The following is a 23,039-nucleotide window of genomic DNA, read 5'->3' as shown; positions in this document are numbered from 1 at the left end:
TCCACAATAGTTAATTAACTGCCTGTTATCACTCGAAAAACAACCCTTTTCTCACCTGAGTTTGTCCACGAACGTTAAATATAGTTGTTTACTGTGTCTTGATGTCCATGTGATATTGCGTACCAGAAGTGTACCAAACCACTATTTCTGAGCGTACCAAATATTATTTATGGCTATCAGCGACACAAAACTGCGTACCATTCATGGTAAACCATATTCGGGCCCACAAGAAGTGGCTGATGCTGATGGCCTCAGCGTGCGCATTTCTCCAAAGGGGGTCATCCAGTTCCAGTACCGGTATCGCTGGAATAGTAAACCTCATCGTCTTGGCATTGGCCGCTACCCGTCAGTGTCATTAAAGGATGCCAGGCAGATCACGTCTGATTTACGGAACCTTTATTTCTCAGGTACAGATCCTCGCTCCTACTTTGAGGAGAAGACGCAAAGTGCTCTTACGGTCGCTCAGTGCCTCGATTACTGGTTCGATAATTACGTCTCTACAACACTCAGGGAAAAGACCCAGGCACTATACCGCTCAACGGTTATGAAGCGGATGCATGGCGCATTCCAAAACAGACCTGCATCCTCAATCACCGTTAAGCAGTGGGTTGATCTCCTCACCGAAGAGGAAAGGGATAATCCACGCCGCGCGCGCCAGGTGCTCAGCCAGCTTAGATCGGCGATAAGCTGGTGCATGCGGCGTCAGGTGATAGATAGTTGCGCAATTATGAGCATCCAGCCAAGAGACTTTGGCTCCCGTTCTGCTGTGGGCGACCGTGTTCTGTCTTATAACGAGCTGGCTCAGATTTGGATGGCTATTGAAAGAAGCCGGGCGTCTACCTCAAACAAGCTTCTTCACCAGATGCTGATGCTGTGGGGGGCGAGGCTCTCAGAGCTCAGGCTGGCAACCAAGGCAGAATTTGACCTGCTGGACAATGTCTGGACCGTTCCGAAAGAGCACAGCAAGATGGGCAACGTCATCCGCCGCCCCATCTTCGAACAGATTATGCCTTTCCTCGAAAAGGCCATGACAACTTACAATGATGTGCTTTTCCCCGGGGAGGACATAAACGAACCGATCAGCATTGCGGCCGCCAACCGGTTCGTAAATCGAATAAGGGGAGGGATGGACCTTGGATACTGGCGAACCCACGACTTCAGGAGGACGCTGGTAACAAGGCTGTCTGAAATGGATGTTGAGCCCCATGTTACTGAGAGGATGCTCGGGCATGAACTTGGCGGGGTAATGGCCGTGTACAACAAACACGATTGGATTGAGGCTCAGCGCAAAGCGTATGAGCTTCACGCTGATAAGCTGTTCTGGCACATCAGGAACATTTCTGGTTAACGCCGCCATTGAGGATCCATCCATCAACAGCTTCCCGCAGGTACGCTTTCGGGTGGGTCCTGACTGGCTTGGGAAACCCGTGCCGGTTGGTGTAGTTCCAGATTGTCTGGCGTGATGAAACCCCAAGCTTGTTCATCACTTCTTTTTCGGGAATCAGGCTGGTGTCGCTCATTGGTGTCTCCAGGCAAAAAAGAACCCGGCGAGTGGCCGGGCGAAAAGGGATAACGGAGCAGTGCTTTCGCACCCAATAGCCAGCTCATAACTGGCTATCAGTTGCGTCAACGCAATAAGCCAAGGTCGTAGTTGAGGTTCTCAAGGCATTCTCGGTCCTGCTCGAAGCAGTAATCCCACAACTCCTGATCGTGCCATTCCCGAACCAGTTGCCATTTCCAGCCACCGTCATGCTTCACTCGGCGGACTTTTCGCTTAACTATGGCGTCCTGGTCGAAAATCACTCCCCAACCTGAACCAATGCCATTGCGTAGCACATCCAGATCAACCTCGATAACGCGGAAAAGCTTCGGTAGCTTCGGTAACTCTTCAATGCGCATAGCATCTCCTTACGCCGCGCGCTGGGCGCGCAGATTCTTCAGGTGTTCTGCTGTTTCGATTTCTTCGGCGATCCGCTCGGCCTGTGCTTTGGTCAGCGGTTCGAATTCTGATTGAAAGCGGCCCATGCTGGCGATGCAGGTGCGACCGTTGCGGATGTAGTGGATGACTTCGTGGGTGGCGCGGAGGATTTTGCAGGGTGCGCCGTGGGGATCGGCGTACCAGGTGTTAGGCTGGATTATCCTGAACATTGGTACCACCTTTGACGAAGATCACCCAGTGGGTTTTGTCTGACTTGCCGGTGCGCTGCCAGATGACCGGCCTCTCGTCGGTAAGCGCAAGGATATTGCTTACCGGGATCTGCGTTTCGTTCCATTTGAAGATGAGCACACCTTGTGGCCACAACACCCTGAATGCTTCAGCGAATCCGGCACGCAAATCGTCGCGCCATGTTTCTTTGTTGAGCCGGCCGTACTTTTTCCCCATCCATGCATTATCACCGACACGCTCGAGGTGCGGAGGATCGAACACGACGACAGGGAAAGTGTTATCGGCAAAAGGGAGGGCGCGAAAATCGGCAATAAGGTCCGGACTAATGACCAACTGGCGACCGTCGCAAAGTTCATGCTGTTCGGCGCGGATATCGCTGAACACCGCGCGCTCGTCCTGCTTGTCAAACCAGAACATGCGCGACCCGCAGCACATGTCTAAAATTGACTGCTGCATTACAGCCCCCCCCTGCTTATTCTTAAGCTCGATCTCTTCCTGGCAACTGGCTCACGTCTGACAGCCGGGAACGGCAGCGCGGCGCGGCTCGGGAATTGGTTCGTCGCATTCTTCACAACGCTCAGCTGATACGGCGTTGCGGTTTAGGCGATGAGCGGAAAGGGCAGCGTTACGCTGAAGCTCTTCAATCTCTGCTGCGGTATCGATGATATCGGCCATGGTCACTCCTTACCGAGGGCTTTGTGGATGGCCGCGCGGGCTTTGTTGATTACGCCGTACCATTCCGGGTATGTAACGTTTCGGCCTTCTGCCATTGCTTTCTCGGTTAGCTGTAACGCTTCCAGTAAATCTGGTGCGGCGGCCATGAGCGCGCCGTTATCATCTTCGGAGCCATTAATCAGTAACTCGGCGATAAGGCCGCCGTCGCCGCGAATTGTTCCGGTCTCTTTGCTGTATGACCAATTACCTTTAGTGCCTTTAAAATCTTCCATAGTCACTCCGCGAACTGTCTGTTAATTCGGTTGAAGGTGAACGCCAGCAATAAAAAAGGCCGCGATAGCGACCTGGTGATTAGTGCCTTCATGCTGCACCGCCTTCATTCTTTTCGGCTTCGACAGCCATCTGCTCAAGCCGTCGCGATAACTCGGCGGCCAGCGTCTGGAACTCTTCCTCGGTCGTCACCGGGATCGGCACGAAGCGAATGCCGATGTGCGCCAGGTGGTTGGCAATTTCGAGGCTTTTTCTCAAATCAACGGGTGAGGCCCTGTTCATGCGGCTTTCTCCCCGGGTAATTGTTTCAGACCGTCATTCAGCGTGCGCTCAAGGTTGGACAATATTCCTCGCAACCTCTTTACCTCTTCATCCTCGGTCAGTCGGCGCGTTGCTTCCCATAGCGTCCTTGTCAGGACATAGATAGGGACATTCGGGTCGAGGCCAAGCGTTTTCGCCAGATCTTGCTGAGCGTCGGTTAACCTTTCCTCCGATTCCTCCCGGCGCTTACGTCGGCGTTGCAACTCCTCTTCACTTTCCTGGTGCAGGTTCTTCAGCCTTTCATCGTTATCCCTAATTTGCTGCTCAAGCCGCTCCTTCGACCGATATGCTCGACTGACAAGATCGGCGATTTCGTTGCCGTGTCGCTTCATTAGTTTTTGGTCGCTGAGATAGGTGTTGATTACGCGGCTTTTTATTTGGGTTCTCTCTGCCTGCCGGGTCATGCCATCCATAAGCAGCTTCATCCAAGCATCACGTGGAAGGGTATCAATCTGGCGCATTGTCGGCCCCTTGAGGGTATGCCATCCAGTTTCCTTCCGGATCATCAAGCCGCAACCATCTGGGATGTCGCTTTTCTTGAGCATGCCTTCAGGAACAGCAAAAACAACGCCACCTGCGTAGTTGAAGTATTTGGTGTATTTGCCTGCTGTAACGTCAGCCCGGAAATCACTTACGCTAACTTTGACCTCATAGACGACAGGGCAGAACTTGCTGTAGCTGTGAGCAATAGAGTAGACATCGGGTCGACACGTACCGGCGGGCCCTAGCTGCATGTCCTCCCAGCAGATGCGCGCTGTGTTCTGGCGCAAATGCTCTGCAAGGTCATGAGCAAGCTCGTTATGACCCCATTTTTTTGTTGTCATTGTTCGGCTCCAAACCGCCCATTAAGGCGGCCAGTTTTGACGACGAACTCCAGGAGGCTAACTCCCAGAGCTTCAATTTTCTTGTGATGCTTGTTGATGATGGGAGGCACCGTTTCGTTCCAGTTAGGCTTTGGCTTCTTGCGCATGGCCTGCTGTATTTCTTCGGTGCAGCGGCGGCAGGCTGCGCGGATGGCGTTTTCATTTGCTGGCGTCATGCGGCCTCCCGGCGGGCGAGAATTTTCGCCCCGAAAGCCATGAGCTCGTCCCGGTCCACAGTTGCGAAGTGGCAGTGTGTACGCGGGTACGGTCGCCAGATGATGAGCATCGAACCTTTGTTGTTGCCGCTTACCGGCTTACCGGTGACCGGGTTGATAAATGCCAGCCGCCCAGCGGTGATGAAGCGAACCTCGCTGGCGGTCTGGATAGCTTCCTTGAACCAGCCAACAGAAGTGTCTGCCGGAACCAGCATGACCGTGCCGATCTGATTGTTGCTCTCGGCGGCGGCCTTCTTCACAAACGGCGTGATGTCGCTGTATGGCGGGTTCAGCCAGACGTAACCGGGTACGTTCAGGTAATCAGCCCAGGGCGCTTCCAGCGTGTTTAGCTCAGCGGTGATGAACTTCCGGCACAGCGCGTTATGCGGCGCAGCGGCGGCATCAAGCTGGAAGCAGAACTCAGCATTAAGTGAAGCGAAGAGGGCTGGTGGAGTGCGCCAGAGGTCACGCTGATCCGCTGGTGTTTTTGTTTCGTATACGTAATCCATCTTCACCTCACTATGAATTTTTGATGATGGAGAATGCTGTTGCTGCCACTCGAGGAACCTGTCCATTGCCAAGGGCTTTAATTCGGTCCACCCTATGGGCCAGCCCATGAACCACTCGACCCATTCCGGGTTCAACTGTCCATCTTGGTGTGGCTGCGACCCATCCGGCAACGGACGCATCTTTATCGCACTCGGCAAGTCTGGAGTTCTGCGCAGCCGTTCGCTTGGACAGTCGCCGCGGATCGTTGCCTTCGCTGTAGGCCACAATCCACATCCTGTCTCTTTCATGGGGCGCTCCGCAGTTCGATGCTGAAAGACGAAACCACTCGCAGCCATACCCCATTTCGGCAAGGTCACCGATGACCACGGCAAGACCTTTTCCCCTGAGTCGCGGCGAATTTTCCACGCAGACGAATACAGGTCGTACTTCACTGACGATTCTCGCCATTTCTGTCCACAGTCCGGAACGACGTCCGTTGATGCCGGCGCCATTGCCATTTGCGCTAATGTCCTGGCAGGGAAACCCGCCAGAAACGACGTCAACAATTCCTCGCCATGGCTTCCCGTCAAAACTACGCACGTCAGACCAAATCGGGAAAGGTCGGAGAATTCGATCGTTTTGTCGTTGCGCGAGAACTTGCGCTGCGTAGGCATCACGTTCAACTGCGCAAACTGTTCGCCAGCCAAGGAGGTGTCCTCCGAGTATTCCTCCGCCAGCGCCTGCGAAAAGAGCCAGCTCATTCATGCCGCCTCCTGCCTTTCCCGATATTCCTCAGCGAGCCGCTGCGCCTTTAATGGATTGCTGACCACTTCACCCCATGGCATTAGCCAGCCGTTACCAATGAAGGGAAGGCACAGTGTGCTAACCCTGATGTCGTCGTGAGCGTGAGTCATAGCGATGCCTTTCAGAAGGGGATATCATCGTCGAACTGAGGATGTTGATTGCTCTGCGATACCTGACGGTTGGCCTGCTGCAGGCGCGATTCAGGTACCGCATTCGGATCCTGCTGATTACCACCCCATCCACCACCGCTATGTGATGGTGCACCCCAGCCCCCGCGAGAAGAGTCGTGAGGTTTACGGTCGTCTTTGTCTTTCATGGTGCGTTCGAGTGTGGCGATCGCTTCTGCTGGCGTTTTGTCGGTGAACTCTTTATAGGTCAGACGACTTCCCGGCTGGAAAACATGCCGGACTTCGAATTTGTAGCTGTCACTGCCATCTGTCTTGGTGGTGAGGATTTTTTGCAGGAACAAGCCGACACGCTTACCTTCCAGTGCCGGCAAACACCATTCAGGACCGCTTTGCCCCTGACGCTGTTGCGCCTGAGCGTCTTTAACCTGCGCAGCCCACATGATGGCGGCGATCAAACCCATACCAAAAGTCTGTGTGCCGTCGCGCCCGAGGAAGTTGATGCGCAGGAAATTTGCTTTCTGGCCGTCAGCGTCGAGCGAAAGAACAAGTGCCTGCGACTGTGAGCCGTCCTTGCCGAACTCATACACAGCCGAGGTGATCACCCCTTCGTATGCGCCGGTTTCAGAAATTCCAGCGGAGGATCCTGCTTTGAGTGCTGCTTCGGCCGACTGCTGGTTCCAGGTATACGGGCGTGGAAATTGCCGTAGTCAACGGCAACGAAATCCGGGTATGGGATAACGATTACGCTAACCATCCAGATCAGGGATCGAAAACCAGCGCGACGGAAAGGAGTAAAAATCCTGTCCAGATAAATTTCAATGACCTGATCGGCCAGCCAACGTGGATCAGTTTTGGCGTTGTCAGCGTCATCTGCGTCATGCGCGCAGACCTGCAGACTGGTGACCATATCCTTATGCCGGAAAAGTCCAGGCCAATGATTCAGGCTTCTTCCTACTCGCAGTTTCGCGATGACTCGGCTTTCAACGGTGAATTCGTCGTTCAATCGGTAAGGTTGCTGGGTAACAGCAGGCAGCCAACAGCGGAAGCGTGGATCACCGTGATTGAGGCATACCCGGCGGAGGCGGTTAAGACAAAATGAGTGTTGACCAGAAGCTTAATTTCGGCAGGAACATGAACAGGTTCGCCGAGCAGAAGTTTAATGAGGCGTTCCAGGCGGCCGGGAAAATCCTGCCGGCCAGCATTGTTGAGCAGCAGGGAAACATGGTCACCGTGTCTTTCGAGCTACATGACACGCCATACGTTTTCCCGAATGTCACGATCCCACTTTTCGGCCCGCAGTACATCCGATATCCGATGCAGCCGGGGGACAAAGGCATTGTCATTCCTGCCGACACCTATCTTGGGGGCGTAAGCGGGCAGGGCGGCGGTATTGCTGACCTGACCCCGCCGGCCAACCTGAGCGCTCTGGTATACCTGCCGATCAGTAACACCGAATGGGAGGCCGTCGACGGGAACGTTGTCACTATTTACGGTCCTGAGGGTGTGACTATCCGGGACCAGGGAAGCAACACGACGTTTCTGTTAACGCCTGAAAGCGTGACGATTGCGGCCGTCGATTTGTTTAAGGTAACAGTCGGCAGCACGGTGCTAACACTTACGCAGGGAATGTGGAGTATTACAGGCCAGAGCGGAAAGCTGCAGGATTCAACTGCCAGCACCAGCCCTGAGATTATGCATACCGGCTGGGCCGCCTTGGTTGCATGGGTGAATTCTCATCAGCATTCAAACGGTAATGGCGGTTCAAATACTGGGGTCCCAACCACCACTTTCAACGGGAATATCACACAATGAGAACCTACGGGAGAGATGCAAATGGTAAGTGGGTGCTGGTGGTTCCGGATGAAAATGGCTTCAACGACTCCATCTATCTTACGACGCTGATCCAGAATCTGAAGCTGGCGCCGCAGGAGTCACCATTTTTTGCAAATAATGGCATTCCGGCGCAGAGCTCGGTCATTCAGCAGGTGCTACCCACCTATTATGTCGACAGGCTTCAGCGGCAATTTAGTCCGTATTTTTCATCGCTGCAGATCGCCCTTGTGAGTGATGACCCGCCTGTATACAACATTTCGGCGATTACGAACGCCGGTTCTAAAATTATCACAACGGTGAACGTATGAGTGATTTGTCCGTTAGCTATGACGCAGCCGGGCCAGTGCCGAAAACATCCGAAGAGCTGCGCGCCGACTTAGTTTCAAGAGCCACAGAATTATCACCAGGCATCACGACAGATCTCCCAGGCTCTCTGATTGAGGATATCGTTGGTACCGACGTTGGCGCGCTGCTCATTGCCGATCAGATCCGCGTTGACCTAATCAACTCCGTAGGTCCGCTGAAGGCGAATATGTACATGCTGAACCTTCTGGCTCAGCAGTCAGGTATCAGCCCACAAAAAACTCAAGGAGAAACTACCGTTCCGGTTACGTTTTCTGGCCCGGCTGGATTCGTTATCCCGCAGGGTTTTCTGGTCAGCGACGGAACGTATACCTACCAGATCTCCGATGCGACAGTGGTCCTGTCTTCTGGTGTCAGCTCGATGGTAACAGCCATTGCAACGAATACGGGTTCGTGGGCTGTTCCTGTGGGCTCAGTTAACCAGATCCTTACCAGTCTGCCGTCGGATATTACCCTGACCTGTACCAACCCTGTTTCCGGTACGCCAGGCGGTGCGAAAGAAACTGATTACGAGTTTCGCGAGCGCGTCTGGGAAGGCCAGATGTCAACCGTTCAGGGGTATCCTGGCTTTATCCGCCAGAAATTAACCGACCTGAGCAATGTTCAGGCCCGGCTGGTTTCAGTCGTTCAGAGCGGCAATGCATGGATTGTAATGTGCGGCGGTGGCGATATTTATGAAATGGCAGGAGCCATTTATAAATCAGCAGGAGACATCAGCAGGCTCAAAGGCACGGACCTCAATGTCACGGGCATTACCAATGCAAACCCTGGCGTTATCACGACTGACATCACCCACGGATTCAGCACTGGGCAAGTTATTAATATCACCGGCGTCACCGGAATGAGCGGCGTCAATAACGTGCCACTTACCATTACCGTTCTGAGTCCGCATACCTTTTCCATCGGCATAAACACGGCTTCATCCGGCACGTGGACGGGCGGAGGCATTGTCACCCCGAACCTGAGGAATAATGTCGTTACGATCAATGACTGGCCTGACAACTACGTCATTCCCTTCGTGATCCCGCTTCAACAGTTGGTGACAATAAAGTTTGAGTGGGCGACGGAAAGTGCTAACTACCTGACGGATGCGACTATCGCCTCACTGGTATCACAGCCAGTTATCGACTACGTGAACGGTATATTTGCCGGAAAGCCGATGAATATCAATAACGTCAAGGATGTTTTTCTTCAGGCGATTAACAGCACGCTGGATATGAGCCTGATTTCAACACTGAACGTTATTGTTACGGTAAATGGTGTTATCACAGGAGTCGATTCCGGAACAAATATAATCAGCGGTGACCCATACAGTTACTGGTACATAGCCTCGAATGGGGTAATTGTCGACGGGATATAACATGCTGGAAGATATCATTAAATCATACCTGTATACGCAGTATAACGACGATGATGATCTACAGGCGTTCGTCACCGCGTATAACACAATGGCTCAGGATATTTATTCATGGATGATTAAAGCCAACCTTCCGATCTTTGTCGGGGGGTACAATGCTGGCGATCAGCTAAAATGGATAGCCAGAGGGATTTATGGCGTAAAGCCGCCAGTGCTTATAAGTGGGAAGCGAAGCGTGTTCGGACCTTACAACTCCGTCCTGTTTAACCAGCTTCCATTCAATGGGCGCAGGGTTGTCAATCAGTCCGAGCAGGTCGTCGTTTCCGATGACCTGTTCAAACGTATAATGACATGGAATTTTTACAAGGGTGATGGGTATTATTTCACCATCCCCTGGTTAAAGCGCCGAATCATGAGATTCTTGACCGGAATTGATGGTGTAGATGTCGTTAACGATCAGCGGTGGAGTATTTCAGTTCTATTCTCTGGGGCTGGCGCGAGCATATCAATAATCAAGGGGTACAGAAAACTAACCGACGCAACCCTTTTTAATGGATTTTCTTTCAATACACGGTCATACAATCAGAAGAATAGCCTGCTTATAAAGAGCGACAATTATGAATATGCCGCTCTATTCAAGCAGGCCTTTGACAGCGGGTTGCTACACATGCCGTTTTATCAACCAGTGAGCGTGACTATCATTGGTTAGTGTTGTTTCGACCATCAATTGCCATGTCTGTAAAATATTTAAGGCACTGACATATAACAAGTAGCATGATAACTGTAAAGAAAACAGCAATGCTGAATTTAATGTTTTCGAAAGGTGGGATTCCTTCCTGAATCCACATATCGAAAATTAAAAATATAAGGAAAGTTGAAAGTAATATTGTAATCGCGCCTACTGATGATAAAAGAAATTTAGAAATAGACACTGGTAAGTTTTTCATTCATAAACCCTCGTTAATTTTAAATTCATTTTAACACTAAGAGCCCGCCTTGCGCGGGTTTTTTATTGCCCGTATCCCGGAGGATAAATGGCACTTCAACTTTTAGCTGCTAACAATGCCCAGAGCGTTCTGGCGGCGGGCATAAGCGCCTCAGCAACATCATTGACACTTAATACCGGAACGGGGGCTCTTTTCCCTTCTCCGGTATCCGGCACAAGCTTTTTTAAGTTGACGTTGATTGATGCTGCAACAGGACAGCTCAATGAAATTGTTCACGTAACAGCAAAGTCAGGTGATGTGCTTACGATAGTTCGCGGCCAGGAGGGCACATCCGCTCGGGCATGGTCTGCTAACGACATTGCCGCCAATATGCTTACCGCAGGAACAATCCAGTTGTTGGCTCAACTGGAGAGCCCATCATTTACAGGTACGCCAGCTGGACCTACACCTGCCCCTGGCACAAACACAACGCAACTTGCAACAACTGCCTTTGTAAGGGCTGCTATTACAGCACTAAGCCTTGGAACGGCATCGACAAGAAACGTGGGCACTGGTGCGAGTCAAATACCTGACATGAGTTATTTCCCTGCCGGATCTACCTCATCTGCGTTCTGGTACAAACTACCTGGCGGCATGGTGATGATGGGAGGGAACGCATCTGGAATCTCCTCTGGCTCTGCAGGTAATGGGGTCTTCTTCCCAATACCATTCCCAAATGCTTGCTCAAGCGTTGTCGTGACATTAGTCAGCAACGGGTTATATGCCAACACAGTCTCGTTTAATACATATATCCCTGGAACTGACCGTTTTAACGTTTATACGAATACAAGCGGCACGTACGCTATTTATTACCTGGCGCTTGGGAGTTGATATGAACAATTACGTATGGTCAGCATTACATGTTTCATTTTTCCCTAAGGCGATGTTGCAAGATTATGAATCTGCCGGGTGGGATTTGTCTGATGCTGTAGATGTTGGTGACAGTCTTTTTCACACATACAGAGCAATGCCACCAGATGGAAAGATGCTTGGTGTTGTTGATGGCATGCCTGCATGGATTGACAAGCCAGCAGCGCCAAATAGCGCATTGCTTTCTGACGCACTTACCTCTTTGGTATCCGATTACAAAAATGACATTGCGCAACTAAACACTGCATATCTGGCCGCTATCGTAAATGATGGCCCATCTGAAACAACAAAGCAGCAAGTTGTTAGAGACCAAATTACCCAGCGCAAAGCTAAGTACGTCTCAGATATCGCTGCTGCAAAATTACAATATCCTGTATAAGGCGGTCATCATGGCAACACAATCAAACGAAGAGCAACAACAGAGCCTGCAGCAGCAGGATTCTACCGTTAAGTTCTGCCCGATATGCGGCTCAACAATGCATCAGCAAGATTATCTGAATGGGAAGTGGTGGTTTTGCGATGATGAAGAATGCGGGTTTTTTGAGCCTGTGTAACAATCAATTCTTCAGAAAATGAAACAAGAAATGGGCGGCAAATGCCGCCCTGCAATCATGGGTATATAAAAATAATCTTGTTATCAACTTTGTTGATGCCTGGGTTAATTGCTTTTTTGCAGTCATCAGCAGATGCTTCTCCAACATCAATACCGTGTGTTTTCTTAACTGCCATTTTTATGTTTATTCCATGGATGAATTTTGGCTCTCCGCATGTTAAGACAAAGCCATCCTTTGCCTGATCCATTTGAACCCCTACCATATCTACATATTTTGCCACCCTGTTGTAATAATCTGCCTGAACTCTCCATGTGTTCATACCATAAAAGAAAACAACACTTAATATAATTAATCCTGCAGTCCTGGAAAATGCACAGCGTCTAGCTTCCTTTGAGTTACTGTTAAATACCAGTAACCCGACACATGCAACCATATAAAACCACGGCCATATAAAGTTCCTGTCGGAAACATCCATTCCTGTGTATGTTGTAAGTGCCGCATCCAGACCAAAGCAGAATAATCCAATTAATAGCAATGAAATGGTATGCCTGTTTTTATTTAACGCCCCATACACTATGCTGGCAATGGAAAGAGACAAAGACAGCCAGTATACATCAACAAAGAAGATTAAAATACCATATGCTTTTTTTATGTTAAACACCAAATCAGCGACCGATGCTATCTGGTGATAATTTCTCCACCCCTCTGGAATAATGCCAAAGTGACCATGGAAAGCATAATTAAGTATATATATGCAGAGCACGCCAAAAATAAACCCTGAAAAATAAGACAGGCATTTGAATATTGTGCTAATAGAGCCGCCTGACCACCCAGCAAAGATAAGGCACACAAGCCCTAATGGAGGGTACACCAGAGACATGACTGTAGCCACGATAAAGTATGCGATGTATGAATTAGAATATCTGTATAGACACGATAATGACACAAGACACACCCATACTGAAGGGGTTGTGGTGGCAGGCCATGACGAGAACGCAGAATAAAGCGGACAGGCAAACAATGATAGTGCAACAATATATCTCTCAATTCCACCACTTGATATTGCTAAAGAAATTCTCCAGCAAAGCAATGAGTAGCCTGACATAAAAATAACGTAAAGCACAGATGGCGATAGATTAATGGCTATTTTAGACCACATAAATGTAATCCATCGACCTTCAGACAGCGTTTTGCTCCATGGCGTAGCATATTGACTAAATTCTGGTCTAAGCATGAAATCCCAGTCATCATGCTCTATGTAGATGTTGTTTATTCGTCCAAGCGCGATAAGTATTACAAGGACAGAAAAAACAAACATCATGAAATCAAGTTTAATCTCACAATTTAACTTCAAATCGTTTTTTAGTGACCCTCCATTAATCATGGTAACATTCCTTTTTGCTCTTGATGAGATATCTTGGCCTGTTCTTCGTCTCTATATAGATTCGCCCGATGTATTCCCCAAGGACTCCTATTCCAATAAGTTGAATCCCACCCAGGAAAAGTATAGAGACAAGCAATGAAGGATAGCCTCTTACTGGATTTCCAAAGGCGATAGTGTCTACAATCATCCAGGCTCCATAAATAAAAGCAAGACTAGCTACAGCGAGTCCTATATATGTCCACATTCTTAATGGCACGGTTGAAAAGCTGGTTATTCCTTCAATGGCTAAGTTCCATAATTTCCAGCCATTAAACTTTGATTCACCAGCAACGCGTTCAGCACGGGCATACTCAACAACATCAATTCGACCGCCAACCCAGCTCAGTACCCCCTTCATAAATAGGTTGCGTTCTGGCATGAGTTTAATTTTTTCCACAACATCACGCGACATCAGGCGGAAGTCACCGACGTTCTCTTCGATCTGCGGGTTGCTGATTTTGTTGTGGAGTTTATAGAACCACTCAGCGGTTTTGCGCTTCATCCGGCCATCACTGGAACGATCAGAGCGTTTAGCCAGAACCATATCCGCGCCTTCCTGCCATTTCGCAATCAGGTGAGGGATGACTTCGATTGGGTCCTGCAGGTCAACGTCTATAGGGATGATTGCATCACCGGTAGCATGATCCAGCCCAGCAAACAGTGCTGGCTCTTTGCCAAAGTTTCGCGTGAAAGACAGCGGAACTACAAGCGGATCAGCTATAGCGAGCGCGTTAATGATGGATTCTGTCGCGTCTTTGCTCCCGTCGTTGATGAAGACGATTTCGACTTCATGCGGCTTGAGTCCTTCAAATTCCCGAACAGTTTTATAAAAAATAGGTATCGCGTCTTCTTCGTTAAAGACGGGAACGACCAGAGAAATTTTCATTTCGCATCCCTAAAGACAATGAACTTTGAATAAATAAAACCGCATACCAGACTGATGGCGGAGAAAACAATCAGAGTCACGAGCGGAACCATGCCGGACTTATCGGCAGCCCAGCCAACAGCCGCGCTCAGCGAGCCCATGAATCCAACATAAAGCATGTAACGCATGGTTGTAGTGGAAGACTTGAACGTGAACCTGGCGTTTGCAAAGAAGCTGAATGACACCGCCACGACGAACCCGGCAAAGTTGCCAAGAGCCTGTCCTGTATGGAATGCATAGATGCAAATGGCGAACACCACCCAGTGAATGAGCGTGTTAATAACACCTATCGATGTGTACCTGGCGAATAACTTTAACATTATAGAAATCAGTGAATTCGGAAAGGTCTGAAGTGTAGCACCACAAACGCTATTGATCGACACCGCCGATCGATAATACTGTATACACATACAGTAACTATCGGAGGTGCATTATGGGGTTCCCGAGTCCTGCAGCAGACTACGTTGAAGAGCGCATATCGCTCGACAAGCGCCTTATCGCGCATCCGGCAGCCACGTACATGATGATAGCCGGCACAACATACCTGCGCGCCGGAATCATGAAAGGCGCCATGCTTATCGTTGATTCGTCACTGACACCTAAAGATGGTTCTCTGCTTGTCTGTGCTATTGATGGTGAGTTCAGGATCAGGCGTTACAGGACTCACCCGCAGCCTTATCTGGAAAACCCTGAAAATGGAAGGAGGGAGTCGTTACCGTTGAAGGACGATGTATCGGATACTTCGCGGCCGGTGTTTGGGGTGATCACGTACAGCATCAACGATGCTCGCTCTGGCGAGTTCGACGACTGCCCGGTGATGTGAAAAATGTGTTGTGTACCAAATTGCGTACCAAACAAAATCGGCACATCACATTACCCTTACTGGTGGCTGTTCTCAGCGTTGCTGCGCGTAATCATGAAATAAAAAAGTCGGGCGAGCGGCAGAGTCAGACACCAGTAATACCATCCTGTTAAAAAATGACGCCACTATGGTAAACGATCGTGCGGTCGAGACCGAATAAAAAGCACCTCCGCGTTGCAGATTTGCGCGCCAGCTTCAGAGAAAAATCTGCGTTCTGTCACATTTTTTTGCAATTAAGCCAGGTAACGACATCAGAACTCCCGTAAAAAGGTCAGCGATTTTTAATGACCTGAGGATATACCGTTGAAACGCCGTCTGTTTATTGCTGTTTCTTTACTCGCTTCGAGTGTCTCATCTGCTTTTGCGGCCGAACCACTGGATTTTTCGCCGCAGCCTCCTGCTATTCAGGCTGGCTCCTGGGTGCTGATGGATTACACGACTGGTCAAATCTTAACGGCGGGCAACGAACATCAACAACGTAATCCGGCAAGCCTGACCAAGCTGATGACGGGGTATGTGGTTGATCGGGCCATTGATAGCCATCGTATTTCGCCCGATGACGTTGTTACCGTCGGGCGCGATGCCTGGGCAAAAGGCAACCCGGTTTTTGACGGTTCGTCGCTGATGTTTCTGAAAGAGGGCGATCGCGTCACCGTGCGCGACCTGAGCCGTGGTCTGATTGTGGATTCCGGTAACGATGCCTGCGTGGCGCTGGCCGATCACGTGGCGGGCGGGCAGCCGCAGTTTGTGAAGATGATGAACGACTATGTGCAAAAGCTGAACCTGCGCGATACCCATTTCGAAACCGTTCATGGGCTGGATGCGCCAGGACAGCACAGTTCCGCTTATGACCTGGCCGTCCTCTCCCGGGCCATCATTCATGGCGAACCTGATTTTTACCATATGTACAGTGAAAAGAGCCTCACCTGGAACGGGATCACCCAGCAAAACCGTAACGGCCTGCTGTGGGATAAAACCATGAACGTAGATGGACTTAAAACGGGGCACACCTCGGGCGCAGGTTTTAATCTGATTGCTTCCGCGGTTGATGGGCAGCGCCGTTTAATCGCGGTGGTGATGGGGGCCGACAGTCCGAAAGGGCGTGAGGACCAGGCCCGTAAACTGCTGCACTGGGGGCAGCAGAATTTCGATACGGTGCAGATCCTGCAAAACGGTAAAAAAGTAGGTACAGAGCGTATCTGGTACGGCGATAAGGAGCAGGTGAAACTGGGTACCGACCAGGACTTCTGGCTGGCGCTGCCAAAAGCGGAAGTCCCGAACATCAAAGCCAAATATGTGCTGGATAAAAAAGAGCTGGAAGCACCGATTGCTGCGCATCAGCGGGTTGGGGAGATTCAGCTCTATGACCGTGACAAAGTGGTTGCACACTGGCCGCTGGTGACGCTGGAAGCCGTTGATAAAGGCGGCCTGTTCTCACGCCTGAGCGATTATCTGCACCACACGCTCTAACTGCAGATGAGCAGACTGGCAGGGTTGCGAGTCTGCTCACATAATAAACACTCTTCGTTTGCTGAACAGTTAAAATCTGCTTTATAGTGTATAAATATACAGTAATGGGTGGAGGCAGCATGGACTACAGCATTAAGCAGCAACAGAAACGTAAGATTGCCGGTTTTCATTTGGTTGGACCGTGGGAACAAACGGTAAAACAGGGCTTTGAACAGCTGGTGATGTGGGTGGACGGTCGCCACATTCAGCCGCTTGAGTGGGTTGCAGTTTATTACGATAACCCGGATGAAGTTCCGGCAGAAAAATTGCGCTGTGATACTGCTGTGACGGTACCGGACGATTTCGTTATTCCGGAAAACAGCGAAGGCGTCATGATGACGGAAATCGTGGCCGGTGATTATGCCGTGGCGATGGCGCGCGTGGAAAACTACGACTTTGCGACCCCGTGGTATCAATTCTTCAACTCCCTTCTACAGGACAATAAATACCAGATTGCCCCTAAACCCTGTTTCGAGCGCTATCTTAATGATGGCAACGCAGACGGCTACTGGGATATCGAAATGTTTATCGCCGTTGAGCATAAAACGGTTTAAGCCTGCTAAATGAAGGGTTTTTCAGTCGGGTGTGATCCGCCCGGCTGAAAACACAGTACAATTGTGGTTTGCCGTGTAGCTGGAGAGCGGGTGTGCGTCCCGACAAATCATTAACCCCTTTTGAAATTCGGTTGTACAAACATTACCGAGTGGTGCATGGGTGTCGCATCGCGCTGGCGTTCGTGTTGACGTTTGTCCTTGTCCGCTTGCTGGATGTTCCGGAAGGAACGTGGCCGCTGATCACGCTGGTAGTGGTGATGGGGCCCATCTCGTTTTGGGGAAACGTTGTTCCTCGCGCCTTCGAGCGAATTGGTGGGACCGTTTTAGGCTCGGCTCTCGGGCTTATCGCCCTGAAGCTGGAGCTGATTTCGTTTCCGGTCATGCTGGCATGGTGCGGTGCCGCCATGTTCCTGTGCGGCTGGCTGGCGTTGGGCAAAAGACCGTATCAGGCGCTGCTGATCGGGATTACTCTCGCGGTGGTTGTCGGTGCCCCTGCCGGGGATATGACCACGGCGCTGTGGCGAAGCGGGGATGTTATCCTGGGGTCACTGCTGGCCATGCTCTTTACCGGTATCTGGCCGCAGCGTGCTTTTCTGCACTGGCGTATTCAGATGGCCAACTACGTCACCGCGTTTAACCGCGTCTATCAGGCTGGTTTTTCCCCTAATCTGGTTGAGCGCCCCAGGCTGGAAAAGCATCTGCAAGCCATCCTTAACGATGTAGTCAAAATGCGTGGTCTGATTACCCCGGCCAGCAAAGAAACCCATATTCAGAAAGCGATTTTCGAAGCTATCCAGACGGTAAGCCGCAATCTGGTCTGCATGCTCGAACTGCAAATTAACGCGCACTGGGCTTCTCGCCCGAGCCATCTGTTGATGCTTAACGCACAGACCCTCAAGGAGACACAGCAGATGACGCAGCAAACTCTGCTGACCATCGCCCATGCGCTCTACGAAGGTAACCCACAGCCTATACTGGCGAACAGCGAGCGTCTGAATGAGATCGTCGCTGAGCTGAAGCAGTTAATCAACGAACGCCAGAGCGATAACGTGGCCGAAACACCTATTCATGGCTATGTCTGGCTGAGCATGGAACTGGCGCGACAGCTTGAGCTGATATCACACCTGATTTGCCGCGCACTGCGCAAATAAAACGCGGATGTGACGCCTGCTGCTTCGATTCAGCAGCAATTGGGGTTATGATAGCTTTAAACGATATACTCATTGTCATTCGCGGCCGCTGTCAGTAAGGTTAATGTTACAACGGTTGCTTTAACGAATCCGAATCTCACATTATCAGGGGTGTAAAAATGGAAACTACCAAGCCTTCGTTCCAGGATGTTCTGGAATTCGTCCGCCTGTTCCGCCGCAAAAACAAGCTGCAGCGTGAAATCCAGGACGTTGAGAAGAAGATCCGTGACAACCAGAAACGTGTTCTGCTGCTCGACAACCTGAGCGACTACATTAAGCCAGGCATGAGCGTTGAAGCTATTCAGGGCATCATTGCCAGCATGAAAAGCGACTACGAAGACCGTGTTGATGATTACATCATCAAAAATGCCGAGCTGTCTAAAGAGCGTCGGGACATCTCTAAGAAGCTGAAAGTGATGGGTGAAATCAAGAACGGCGAAGCAAAAAGCGAGTAATCGCAGTGAATTGTGAAAAAGGCTCTCTGGTGACAGAGAGCCTTTTTTTATGACTCAGAGCGCGGTTGTAGCTGGTAGATCCAGGCCTTAACATGTTGCTCGTCAGGTGTGGTCACCATGACCTCAACCCGATCATAACCGTCTTCAAATTCATCCAGCATTTGCCAGTGTGCGGCAAGGTTATCGGAAATAAACAGATAACCTTCGACGCGGGGGCCATCAGGGTGGAGGACGATCCCCGGAAAATCTGCCGCCGCTCCCCAGCCACGTTCATAGAACGTGCCGGTTACGAAACCGGTCTGCCATTCGCCGCCAATGTTTTCAAGGATATGTGCGTTAGAGTGGCCCGGGCGCAGCGTGCCGTAGACAAACAAAGCGTTCATATTTTCCCTCACCAGCAAAGCAAAAAGCCTGCTTTAAAAGCAGGCTTTTTAAATTTGGCTCCTCTGACTGGACTCGAACCAGTGACATACGGATTAACAGTCCGCCGTTCTACCGACTGAACTACAGAGGAATCGTTGTGGAGGCTTATCTTAGCGGCGAAAAAAGTTTTGTCAAACCTGATCTTAGGGAAAATCGATCGATTGCTGGTTCTGTCGTCAGTTTGTTGTAAATCCAAACATCTTTTTCTGGAAAATACTTTGCAGGATTAGCATTTCTCCCTCATTATTTGAAATGGAGTTTCAACTTTTCTCGCTAAGGTCCATTTTGAACGTCACTGCTCCCCTGCGCCAGGTGATAACGCGCACACCATGGTACGCAAAACGTAAAAGTTATCGTGTTCTGTTCTGGCGTGAAATCACCCCTCTTGCGGTACCTATCTTTCTGGAAAATACCTGCGTTCTGCTAATGGGGGTACTGAGTACCTTCCTGGTAAGCTGGCTGGGAAAAGAAGCGATGGCAGGGGTCGGGCTGGCGGATAGCTTTAATATGGTGGTGATGTCATTCTTCGCCGCCATAGATCTCGGGACGACGGTGGTGGTTGCGTTTAGCCTGGGTAAGCTTGATCCCAAACGCGCCCGTGAGGCGGCACGCCAGTCGCTGATGATCATGACCATTTTTTCAGTCATCCTCGCGGCAGTGATCCACTATTTCGGTAAAGAGATTATCGACTTTGTCGCGGGTGAAGCGACGGCCGAGGTTAAGGACCTGGCGCTGACCTATCTGGAAATGACGGTCTTAAGCTATCCGGCGGCAGCCATTGCGCTGATTGGCAGCGGCGCGCTGCGCGGGGCAGGCAACACCAAAATTCCGTTACTGATTAACGGTGGGATGAACATCCTGAATATCATCATCAGTAGCGTACTGATCTACGGTGTGTTCTCGTGGGATGGGCTGGGATTCGTCGGTGCCGGGCTGGGGTTAACCATTTCACGCTATATCGGTGCGGCGGCCATCCTTGGTGTGCTGATGACGGGGATTACCCCCTCGCTGCGGCTTACGCTTAAAAGCTATTTCCGCCCCTTTAATTTCGCCATTATCTGGGAAGTCATGGGGATTGGTATTCCCGCCAGTATTGAATCGGTATTGTTCAACGGAGGTAAGCTGCTCACGCAGATGTTTGTTGCCGGGATGGGGACCGACGTGATTGCCGGTAACTTTATCGCCTTTTCCATCGCTTCCTTGATTAACCTGCCTGGTAATGCGCTGGGTTCGGCATCGACCATCATTACCGGTAAACGACTCGGTAAAGGGCAGATAGGGCAGGCGGAACGACAGCTGCGACACGTATTCTGGTTGTCGACCATTGGGTTAACGTTGATTGCCTGGGGAAGCGCGCCTTTTGCCGGGTTAATGGCCTCATTCTATACCCACGAAGACGATGTAAAAGAGGTTGTTAAGATCCTTATCTGGCTCAACGCGGCCTTTATGCCCATCTGGGCGGCTTCATGGGTACTGCCCGCCGGGCTGAAAGGGGCGCGCGATGCCCGTTTTGCCATGTGGGTGTCGATGCTCGGCATGTGGGGTTGCCGCGTTGTCGCGGGTTATACGCTGGGGGTGATGCTCGGATGGGGAGTGGTTGGCGTCTGGCTGGGGATGTTCCTTGACTGGGCCGTGCGCGGGGCGTTGTTCTACTGGCGTATGGTGAGTGGGCGCTGGCTGTGGAAATATCCACGGAAGAATGCCTGATAAATGCGCGAAATGGAGAATAAATCGGCAAACAATCAGAAATATGCATTCTGCCTTTGACATCCCTGGGGAGCCTCGATAATATGCGCCCCGTTCACACGATTCCTCTGTAGTTCAGTCGGTAGAACGGCGGACTGTTAATCCGTATGTCACTGGTTCGAGTCCAGTCAGAGGAGCCAAATTTAAGAAGCCTGCTTTTAAAGCAGGCTTTTTGCTTTTCTGCGCAAGGTAAACGCAAAACGGCAACCTTGTTGCCGTTTTTAGTGTTTGTTCCCTCTCCCGTGGGAGAGGGATGGGGTGAGGGCACCAGACCGCACGAAATTACACGCGAATAGGCGCCGTTGCCTCAACCAGCCACGGGCGTGCATCGCTTTCCACCAGTGGTGAGAGGGTCTCGCGGACCTGCTGGTGATACTCATCCAGCCACTGTTTTTCCTGCTCGCTCAACAGATGCAACTCAACCTGGCTTAAGTCGATAGGGATGAGCGTCAGCGAAGAGAATTTGCAGAATCCTGGGCGGCTTTCAACAATCTCTACCTGGTTCTCAATACGAATACCGTGGCTATCGCCGAGATAGTAGCCTGGTTCGATAGTCATGATATTGCCCGCTACCAGCGGCCACGGGTTGACCTTTTTGGCGATACGATGCGGGTTCTCGTGGATCAGCAACTGATGCCCCACGCCGTGCCCCGTACCGTGATCGTAATCCAGCCCCATCTCCCATAGCGGGCGACGCGCAAACGCATCCAGCTGATGCCCCTGAGTCCCGGAAGGGAACTGCAGGGTAATAAGCGACAGGAAGCCTCTCAGCACGGCAGTGTAGTGCAGGCGCTGCTGCGGGGCGACCTTACCCCATGCCAGCGTCCGCGTGGCATCGGTGGTGCCGTTAACATACTGACCGCCGGAATCATTCAGGTAAAAATGGTCATGCCCGATGGGCTTGTTGCTGTCTTCGCTCGAATGATAGTGGCACATCGCCGCATTGCTGGATGAGGCGGAGATAGTCGCAAAACTTTGTTCAATAAAACCAGGCTGCTGCTTGCGGAATGCAAGCTGCTGCGCCTGAACCTCCAGCTCGGTCAGGGGGTGTCCCGCAGCCTCACGCTGCGGCACCTCACGGCTCAGCCACGCCAGGAAGTTCACCCATGCGGCACCGTCCTGGTGATGGCATTCGCGATATCCTGCCAGTTCTACCGGGTTTTTGGTGGACTTCATCAGGGTAATGGGATCGGTTTGCCAGACAATTTCCCCCTGTGGCTCAATGGCAAAGCGCAGGGCTACCGGCGCGGAACCGGCATCCATCATCACCCGTTTGCCTTCGGCGTTCTGCTGACAGCGCGCGATAAAGGCGTCCTGAGGTGCAATGGTGAAAGCATTACGCACCGCGTCCGGAAGGGCGCTGAGCTTAGTGTTGTCAACAAACCACTCAACGTTCCCGTCCCGGCCCAGAAGGGCAAAGGAGAGGGGAACCGGGCTGTATGGGATATCCGAACCGCGCACGTTTAACAACCAGGCAATGTTGTCCGGCAGGGTAACGGCCAGATAATCGGCGTTGTTTGCAGCCAGCACTGCGGCGATGCGCTGACGCTTGTCGGCACTGCTTTCGCCACTCATCTCGATCGGCATTTCACGGATAAGCCCCGCCGGAGCCGCAGGGCGATCGGTCCAGAGCACGTCGAACGGAGAGGCACTCAGAGGGACCAGCTTGCACGGTGTAGCAGAGAGTTGCTCAAACTCCGTATTGGTCATCAGCAGCGCTTCAAAGCCGATACGTGTACCCGCCTCAACGTTTGCGGATAACCATTCTGCCAGCGGCTCGTTGTGCAGATGATGGATCTCAACCTCATCCGTATTCACCTGAACGCGGGCCTGAACCTGATAGCGGCCATCAACGAACAGCAACGCTTTGTTTTTCAGTACCAGGGCCAGACCAGCAGAGCCGTCAAAACCTGTCAGCCAGGCCAGCTTTTCGTCGTAAGGCGCGCAGTATTCGCTCTGCCAGGCATCCGCGCGCGGGACGATCATCCCGTCGAGATTGTTTTCCTGTAGCCACTGACGCAGGGCTGCTAACGGTGATGTAGAGTACATTTTTTTTC

Annotated in this window: 33 protein-coding genes, 2 tRNA genes and 1 pseudogene; 17 read left to right on the top strand and 19 right to left on the bottom strand. The window is 51.2% G+C overall.

Annotated elements, in window-relative coordinates; genetic code table 11:
• Positions 1-169: 169 nt before the first annotated feature.
• Positions 170-1,348 (top strand): site-specific integrase, encoded by a 1,179-nt coding sequence (locus LCD46_14335; protein ID UOY69260.1) that lies wholly within the window; start codon positions 170-172, stop codon positions 1,346-1,348.
• On the opposite strand, the gene LCD46_14330 is transcribed toward LCD46_14335, so the two are convergent.
• The 13 genes from LCD46_14330 to LCD46_14270 form a co-directional block, all read right to left on the bottom strand.
• The gene (locus LCD46_14330) at positions 1,329-1,520 is read right to left on the bottom strand and encodes an AlpA family phage regulatory protein (protein UOY69259.1); all 192 of its coding nucleotides are present in this window, start codon (positions 1,518-1,520) and stop codon (positions 1,329-1,331) included. The two genes, LCD46_14335 and LCD46_14330, sit on opposite strands and share 20 nt — an antisense overlap.
• Before the next feature lie 106 nt (positions 1,521-1,626).
• Complete coding sequence (locus LCD46_14325) at positions 1,627-1,899, bottom strand: hypothetical protein (GenBank protein ID UOY69258.1); 273 nt, start codon at positions 1,897-1,899, stop codon at positions 1,627-1,629.
• A 9-nt stretch (positions 1,900-1,908) separates the two neighbouring features.
• Positions 1,909-2,148, bottom strand: coding sequence for a DUF4222 domain-containing protein (locus tag LCD46_14320; protein ID UOY69257.1), 240 nt, complete (start codon positions 2,146-2,148; stop codon positions 1,909-1,911).
• Positions 2,126-2,623, bottom strand: a complete 498-nt coding sequence (locus LCD46_14315) for a class I SAM-dependent methyltransferase (GenBank protein UOY69256.1) — start codon at positions 2,621-2,623, stop codon at positions 2,126-2,128. The genes LCD46_14320 and LCD46_14315 overlap by 23 nt, the downstream gene beginning before the upstream one ends.
• Positions 2,624-2,674: 51 nt before the next feature.
• Positions 2,675-2,842, bottom strand: a complete 168-nt coding sequence (locus LCD46_14310) for a TraR/DksA C4-type zinc finger protein (GenBank protein UOY69255.1) — start codon at positions 2,840-2,842, stop codon at positions 2,675-2,677.
• A gap of 2 nt (positions 2,843-2,844) precedes the next feature.
• Positions 2,845-3,114: a hypothetical protein gene (locus LCD46_14305; protein UOY69254.1), complete on the bottom strand. Its 270-nt coding sequence runs from the start codon at positions 3,112-3,114 to the stop codon at positions 2,845-2,847.
• Between the two features lie 88 nt (positions 3,115-3,202).
• Positions 3,203-3,394, bottom strand: coding sequence for a DUF1382 family protein (locus tag LCD46_14300; GenBank protein ID UOY69253.1), 192 nt, complete (start codon positions 3,392-3,394; stop codon positions 3,203-3,205).
• Positions 3,391-4,257 (bottom strand): MmcB family DNA repair protein, encoded by an 867-nt coding sequence (locus LCD46_14295; protein UOY69252.1) that lies wholly within the window; start codon positions 4,255-4,257, stop codon positions 3,391-3,393. Before LCD46_14295 ends, LCD46_14300 begins: the two co-directional genes overlap by 4 nt.
• Positions 4,254-4,472, bottom strand: coding sequence for a hypothetical protein (locus tag LCD46_14290; protein ID UOY69251.1), 219 nt, complete (start codon positions 4,470-4,472; stop codon positions 4,254-4,256). The genes LCD46_14295 and LCD46_14290 overlap by 4 nt, the downstream gene beginning before the upstream one ends.
• Entirely contained in the window at positions 4,469-5,020 is a 552-nt protein-coding gene (locus LCD46_14285) for a phage N-6-adenine-methyltransferase (protein UOY69250.1), read from the bottom strand. Before LCD46_14285 ends, LCD46_14290 begins: the two co-directional genes overlap by 4 nt.
• Positions 5,021-5,030: 10 nt before the next feature.
• Positions 5,031-5,765, bottom strand: coding sequence for a DNA cytosine methyltransferase (locus LCD46_14280; protein ID UOY69249.1), 735 nt, complete (start codon positions 5,763-5,765; stop codon positions 5,031-5,033).
• A complete protein-coding gene (locus tag LCD46_14275; GenBank protein UOY69248.1) occupies positions 5,762-5,914 on the bottom strand; it encodes a DUF1317 domain-containing protein in 153 nt (50 codons plus the stop codon). The genes LCD46_14280 and LCD46_14275 overlap by 4 nt, the downstream gene beginning before the upstream one ends.
• Before the next feature lie 11 nt (positions 5,915-5,925).
• Positions 5,926-6,534 (bottom strand): hypothetical protein, encoded by a 609-nt coding sequence (locus tag LCD46_14270; protein ID UOY69247.1) that lies wholly within the window; start codon positions 6,532-6,534, stop codon positions 5,926-5,928.
• 89 nt (positions 6,535-6,623) lie between these two features.
• Between LCD46_14270 and LCD46_14265 the strand changes: the two genes are divergently transcribed.
• The 8 genes from LCD46_14265 to LCD46_14230 all read left to right on the top strand — a co-directional run bounded on the left by LCD46_14265 (position 6,624) and on the right by LCD46_14230 (position 11,895).
• Positions 6,624-7,031: a hypothetical protein gene (locus tag LCD46_14265; GenBank protein UOY69246.1), complete on the top strand. Its 408-nt coding sequence runs from the start codon at positions 6,624-6,626 to the stop codon at positions 7,029-7,031.
• The gene (locus tag LCD46_14260) at positions 7,028-7,744 is read left to right on the top strand and encodes a hypothetical protein (protein ID UOY69245.1); all 717 of its coding nucleotides are present in this window, start codon (positions 7,028-7,030) and stop codon (positions 7,742-7,744) included. Before LCD46_14265 ends, LCD46_14260 begins: the two co-directional genes overlap by 4 nt.
• Positions 7,741-8,073, top strand: coding sequence for a hypothetical protein (locus LCD46_14255; protein ID UOY69244.1), 333 nt, complete (start codon positions 7,741-7,743; stop codon positions 8,071-8,073). Before LCD46_14260 ends, LCD46_14255 begins: the two co-directional genes overlap by 4 nt.
• Complete coding sequence (locus LCD46_14250) at positions 8,070-9,488, top strand: baseplate J/gp47 family protein (GenBank protein UOY69243.1); 1,419 nt, start codon at positions 8,070-8,072, stop codon at positions 9,486-9,488. The genes LCD46_14255 and LCD46_14250 overlap by 4 nt, the downstream gene beginning before the upstream one ends.
• 1 nt (position 9,489) lies before the next feature.
• Positions 9,490-10,194, top strand: a complete 705-nt coding sequence (locus LCD46_14245) for a hypothetical protein (GenBank protein ID UOY69242.1) — start codon at positions 9,490-9,492, stop codon at positions 10,192-10,194.
• A 325-nt stretch (positions 10,195-10,519) separates the two neighbouring features.
• On the top strand, positions 10,520-11,302 hold the full coding sequence (locus LCD46_14240; GenBank protein UOY69241.1) for a hypothetical protein: 783 nt from the start codon (positions 10,520-10,522) through the stop codon (positions 11,300-11,302).
• 1 nt (position 11,303) lies between these two features.
• Positions 11,304-11,720 (top strand): tail assembly chaperone, encoded by a 417-nt coding sequence (locus LCD46_14235; GenBank protein ID UOY69240.1) that lies wholly within the window; start codon positions 11,304-11,306, stop codon positions 11,718-11,720.
• 10 nt (positions 11,721-11,730) lie between these two features.
• Complete coding sequence (locus LCD46_14230; GenBank protein ID UOY69239.1) at positions 11,731-11,895, top strand: hypothetical protein; 165 nt, start codon at positions 11,731-11,733, stop codon at positions 11,893-11,895.
• 55 nt (positions 11,896-11,950) lie between these two features.
• On the opposite strand, the gene LCD46_14225 is transcribed toward LCD46_14230, so the two are convergent.
• The 3 genes from LCD46_14225 to LCD46_14215 are packed head-to-tail and all read right to left on the bottom strand — an operon-like array spanning position 11,951 to position 14,563.
• Positions 11,951-13,279 (bottom strand): hypothetical protein, encoded by a 1,329-nt coding sequence (locus LCD46_14225; protein UOY69238.1) that lies wholly within the window; start codon positions 13,277-13,279, stop codon positions 11,951-11,953.
• A complete protein-coding gene (locus LCD46_14220) occupies positions 13,272-14,204 on the bottom strand; it encodes a glycosyltransferase family 2 protein (GenBank protein UOY69237.1) in 933 nt (310 codons plus the stop codon). Before LCD46_14220 ends, LCD46_14225 begins: the two co-directional genes overlap by 8 nt.
• Positions 14,201-14,563 (bottom strand): GtrA family protein, encoded by a 363-nt coding sequence (locus LCD46_14215; GenBank protein UOY69236.1) that lies wholly within the window; start codon positions 14,561-14,563, stop codon positions 14,201-14,203. Before LCD46_14215 ends, LCD46_14220 begins: the two co-directional genes overlap by 4 nt.
• Before the next feature lie 113 nt (positions 14,564-14,676).
• Here LCD46_14215 and LCD46_14210 point away from each other — a divergent pair, with 113 nt between their 5' ends.
• The 5 genes from LCD46_14210 (at position 14,677) to LCD46_14190 (ending at position 18,813) form a co-directional block, all read left to right on the top strand.
• A complete protein-coding gene (locus LCD46_14210; protein UOY69235.1) occupies positions 14,677-15,066 on the top strand; it encodes a LexA family transcriptional regulator in 390 nt (129 codons plus the stop codon).
• Between the two features lie 342 nt (positions 15,067-15,408).
• Positions 15,409-16,575 (top strand): serine-type D-Ala-D-Ala carboxypeptidase DacD, encoded by a 1,167-nt coding sequence (gene dacD / locus LCD46_14205; GenBank protein UOY69234.1) that lies wholly within the window; start codon positions 15,409-15,411, stop codon positions 16,573-16,575.
• Positions 16,576-16,694: 119 nt separating this feature from the next.
• Entirely contained in the window at positions 16,695-17,168 is a 474-nt protein-coding gene (sbmC, locus tag LCD46_14200) for a DNA gyrase inhibitor SbmC (protein UOY69233.1), read from the top strand.
• A gap of 92 nt (positions 17,169-17,260) precedes the next feature.
• Positions 17,261-18,319 (top strand): FUSC family protein, encoded by a 1,059-nt coding sequence (locus LCD46_14195; protein UOY69232.1) that lies wholly within the window; start codon positions 17,261-17,263, stop codon positions 18,317-18,319.
• A gap of 158 nt (positions 18,320-18,477) precedes the next feature.
• Entirely contained in the window at positions 18,478-18,813 is a 336-nt protein-coding gene (locus LCD46_14190) for a DUF496 family protein (protein ID UOY69231.1), read from the top strand.
• Between the two features lie 47 nt (positions 18,814-18,860).
• Here the strand turns inward: LCD46_14190 and LCD46_14185 are convergent, their stop codons facing one another.
• On the bottom strand, positions 18,861-19,196 hold the full coding sequence (locus LCD46_14185; protein UOY69230.1) for a gamma-glutamylcyclotransferase: 336 nt from the start codon (positions 19,194-19,196) through the stop codon (positions 18,861-18,863).
• Between the two features lie 55 nt (positions 19,197-19,251).
• Positions 19,252-19,327: transfer RNA gene (locus LCD46_14180), tRNA-Asn, on the bottom strand.
• 6 nt (positions 19,328-19,333) lie between these two features.
• Between LCD46_14180 and LCD46_14175 the strand changes: the two genes are divergently transcribed.
• The 3 genes and pseudogenes from LCD46_14175 to LCD46_14165 all read left to right on the top strand — a co-directional run bounded on the left by LCD46_14175 (position 19,334) and on the right by LCD46_14165 (position 21,122).
• Positions 19,334-19,426, top strand: a complete 93-nt coding sequence (locus LCD46_14175; protein UOY69229.1) for a DUF5951 family protein — start codon at positions 19,334-19,336, stop codon at positions 19,424-19,426.
• A pseudogene (gene emmdR, locus LCD46_14170) lies at positions 19,389-20,943 on the top strand (multidrug efflux MATE transporter EmmdR). The gene LCD46_14175 and the pseudogene emmdR overlap by 38 nt, the downstream one beginning before the upstream one ends.
• A 103-nt stretch (positions 20,944-21,046) precedes the next feature.
• Positions 21,047-21,122: transfer RNA gene (locus LCD46_14165), tRNA-Asn, on the top strand.
• 142 nt (positions 21,123-21,264) lie between these two features.
• Here the strand turns inward: LCD46_14165 and LCD46_14160 are convergent.
• Positions 21,265-23,031 carry an aminopeptidase P family protein gene (locus LCD46_14160; protein UOY69228.1) on the bottom strand — a complete coding sequence of 589 codons (1,767 nt, stop codon included), beginning with the start codon at positions 23,029-23,031 and terminating at the stop codon, positions 21,265-21,267.
• Between the last annotated feature and the right edge of the window lie 8 nt (positions 23,032-23,039).

This window comes from Enterobacter ludwigii (assembly GCA_023023105.1).
Lineage (GTDB): Bacteria > Pseudomonadota > Gammaproteobacteria > Enterobacterales > Enterobacteriaceae > Enterobacter > Enterobacter adelaidei.
This window is presented reverse-complemented; position numbering and strand designations above follow the sequence as displayed.

Excerpts from the sequence above, each read along its gene's own strand:
- LCD46_14260 (UOY69245.1), top strand. The coding sequence starts at position 7,028 with ATGAGTGTTGACCAGAAGCTTAATTTCGGCAGGAACATGAACAGGTTC.
- LCD46_14305 (UOY69254.1), bottom strand. The coding sequence starts at position 3,114 with ATGGAAGATTTTAAAGGCACTAAAGGTAATTGGTCATACAGCAAAGAG.
- LCD46_14310 (UOY69255.1), bottom strand. The coding sequence starts at position 2,842 with ATGGCCGATATCATCGATACCGCAGCAGAGATTGAAGAGCTTCAGCGT.
- LCD46_14240 (UOY69241.1), top strand. The coding sequence starts at position 10,520 with ATGGCACTTCAACTTTTAGCTGCTAACAATGCCCAGAGCGTTCTGGCG.
- LCD46_14315 (UOY69256.1), bottom strand. The coding sequence starts at position 2,623 with ATGCAGCAGTCAATTTTAGACATGTGCTGCGGGTCGCGCATGTTCTGG.
- LCD46_14245 (UOY69242.1), top strand. The coding sequence starts at position 9,490 with ATGCTGGAAGATATCATTAAATCATACCTGTATACGCAGTATAACGAC.
- LCD46_14325 (UOY69258.1), bottom strand. The coding sequence starts at position 1,899 with ATGCGCATTGAAGAGTTACCGAAGCTACCGAAGCTTTTCCGCGTTATC.
- LCD46_14220 (UOY69237.1), bottom strand. The coding sequence starts at position 14,204 with ATGAAAATTTCTCTGGTCGTTCCCGTCTTTAACGAAGAAGACGCGATA.
- LCD46_14290 (UOY69251.1), bottom strand. The coding sequence starts at position 4,472 with ATGACGCCAGCAAATGAAAACGCCATCCGCGCAGCCTGCCGCCGCTGC.
- LCD46_14275 (UOY69248.1), bottom strand. The coding sequence starts at position 5,914 with ATGACTCACGCTCACGACGACATCAGGGTTAGCACACTGTGCCTTCCC.
- LCD46_14285 (UOY69250.1), bottom strand. The coding sequence starts at position 5,020 with ATGGATTACGTATACGAAACAAAAACACCAGCGGATCAGCGTGACCTC.
- LCD46_14280 (UOY69249.1), bottom strand. The coding sequence starts at position 5,765 with ATGAATGAGCTGGCTCTTTTCGCAGGCGCTGGCGGAGGAATACTCGGA.
- LCD46_14235 (UOY69240.1), top strand. The coding sequence starts at position 11,304 with ATGAACAATTACGTATGGTCAGCATTACATGTTTCATTTTTCCCTAAG.
- LCD46_14255 (UOY69244.1), top strand. The coding sequence starts at position 7,741 with ATGAGAACCTACGGGAGAGATGCAAATGGTAAGTGGGTGCTGGTGGTT.
- LCD46_14185 (UOY69230.1), bottom strand. The coding sequence starts at position 19,196 with ATGAACGCTTTGTTTGTCTACGGCACGCTGCGCCCGGGCCACTCTAAC.
- LCD46_14160 (UOY69228.1), bottom strand. The coding sequence starts at position 23,031 with ATGTACTCTACATCACCGTTAGCAGCCCTGCGTCAGTGGCTACAGGAA.
- LCD46_14190 (UOY69231.1), top strand. The coding sequence starts at position 18,478 with ATGGAAACTACCAAGCCTTCGTTCCAGGATGTTCTGGAATTCGTCCGC.
- LCD46_14300 (UOY69253.1), bottom strand. The coding sequence starts at position 3,394 with ATGAACAGGGCCTCACCCGTTGATTTGAGAAAAAGCCTCGAAATTGCC.
- LCD46_14295 (UOY69252.1), bottom strand. The coding sequence starts at position 4,257 with ATGACAACAAAAAAATGGGGTCATAACGAGCTTGCTCATGACCTTGCA.
- LCD46_14230 (UOY69239.1), top strand. The coding sequence starts at position 11,731 with ATGGCAACACAATCAAACGAAGAGCAACAACAGAGCCTGCAGCAGCAG.
- LCD46_14215 (UOY69236.1), bottom strand. The coding sequence starts at position 14,563 with ATGTTAAAGTTATTCGCCAGGTACACATCGATAGGTGTTATTAACACG.
- LCD46_14210 (UOY69235.1), top strand. The coding sequence starts at position 14,677 with ATGGGGTTCCCGAGTCCTGCAGCAGACTACGTTGAAGAGCGCATATCG.
- LCD46_14320 (UOY69257.1), bottom strand. The coding sequence starts at position 2,148 with ATGTTCAGGATAATCCAGCCTAACACCTGGTACGCCGATCCCCACGGC.
- LCD46_14330 (UOY69259.1), bottom strand. The coding sequence starts at position 1,520 with ATGAGCGACACCAGCCTGATTCCCGAAAAAGAAGTGATGAACAAGCTT.
- sbmC (UOY69233.1), top strand. The coding sequence starts at position 16,695 with ATGGACTACAGCATTAAGCAGCAACAGAAACGTAAGATTGCCGGTTTT.
- LCD46_14225 (UOY69238.1), bottom strand. The coding sequence starts at position 13,279 with ATGATTAATGGAGGGTCACTAAAAAACGATTTGAAGTTAAATTGTGAG.
- LCD46_14250 (UOY69243.1), top strand. The coding sequence starts at position 8,070 with ATGAGTGATTTGTCCGTTAGCTATGACGCAGCCGGGCCAGTGCCGAAA.
- LCD46_14335 (UOY69260.1), top strand. The coding sequence starts at position 170 with ATGGCTATCAGCGACACAAAACTGCGTACCATTCATGGTAAACCATAT.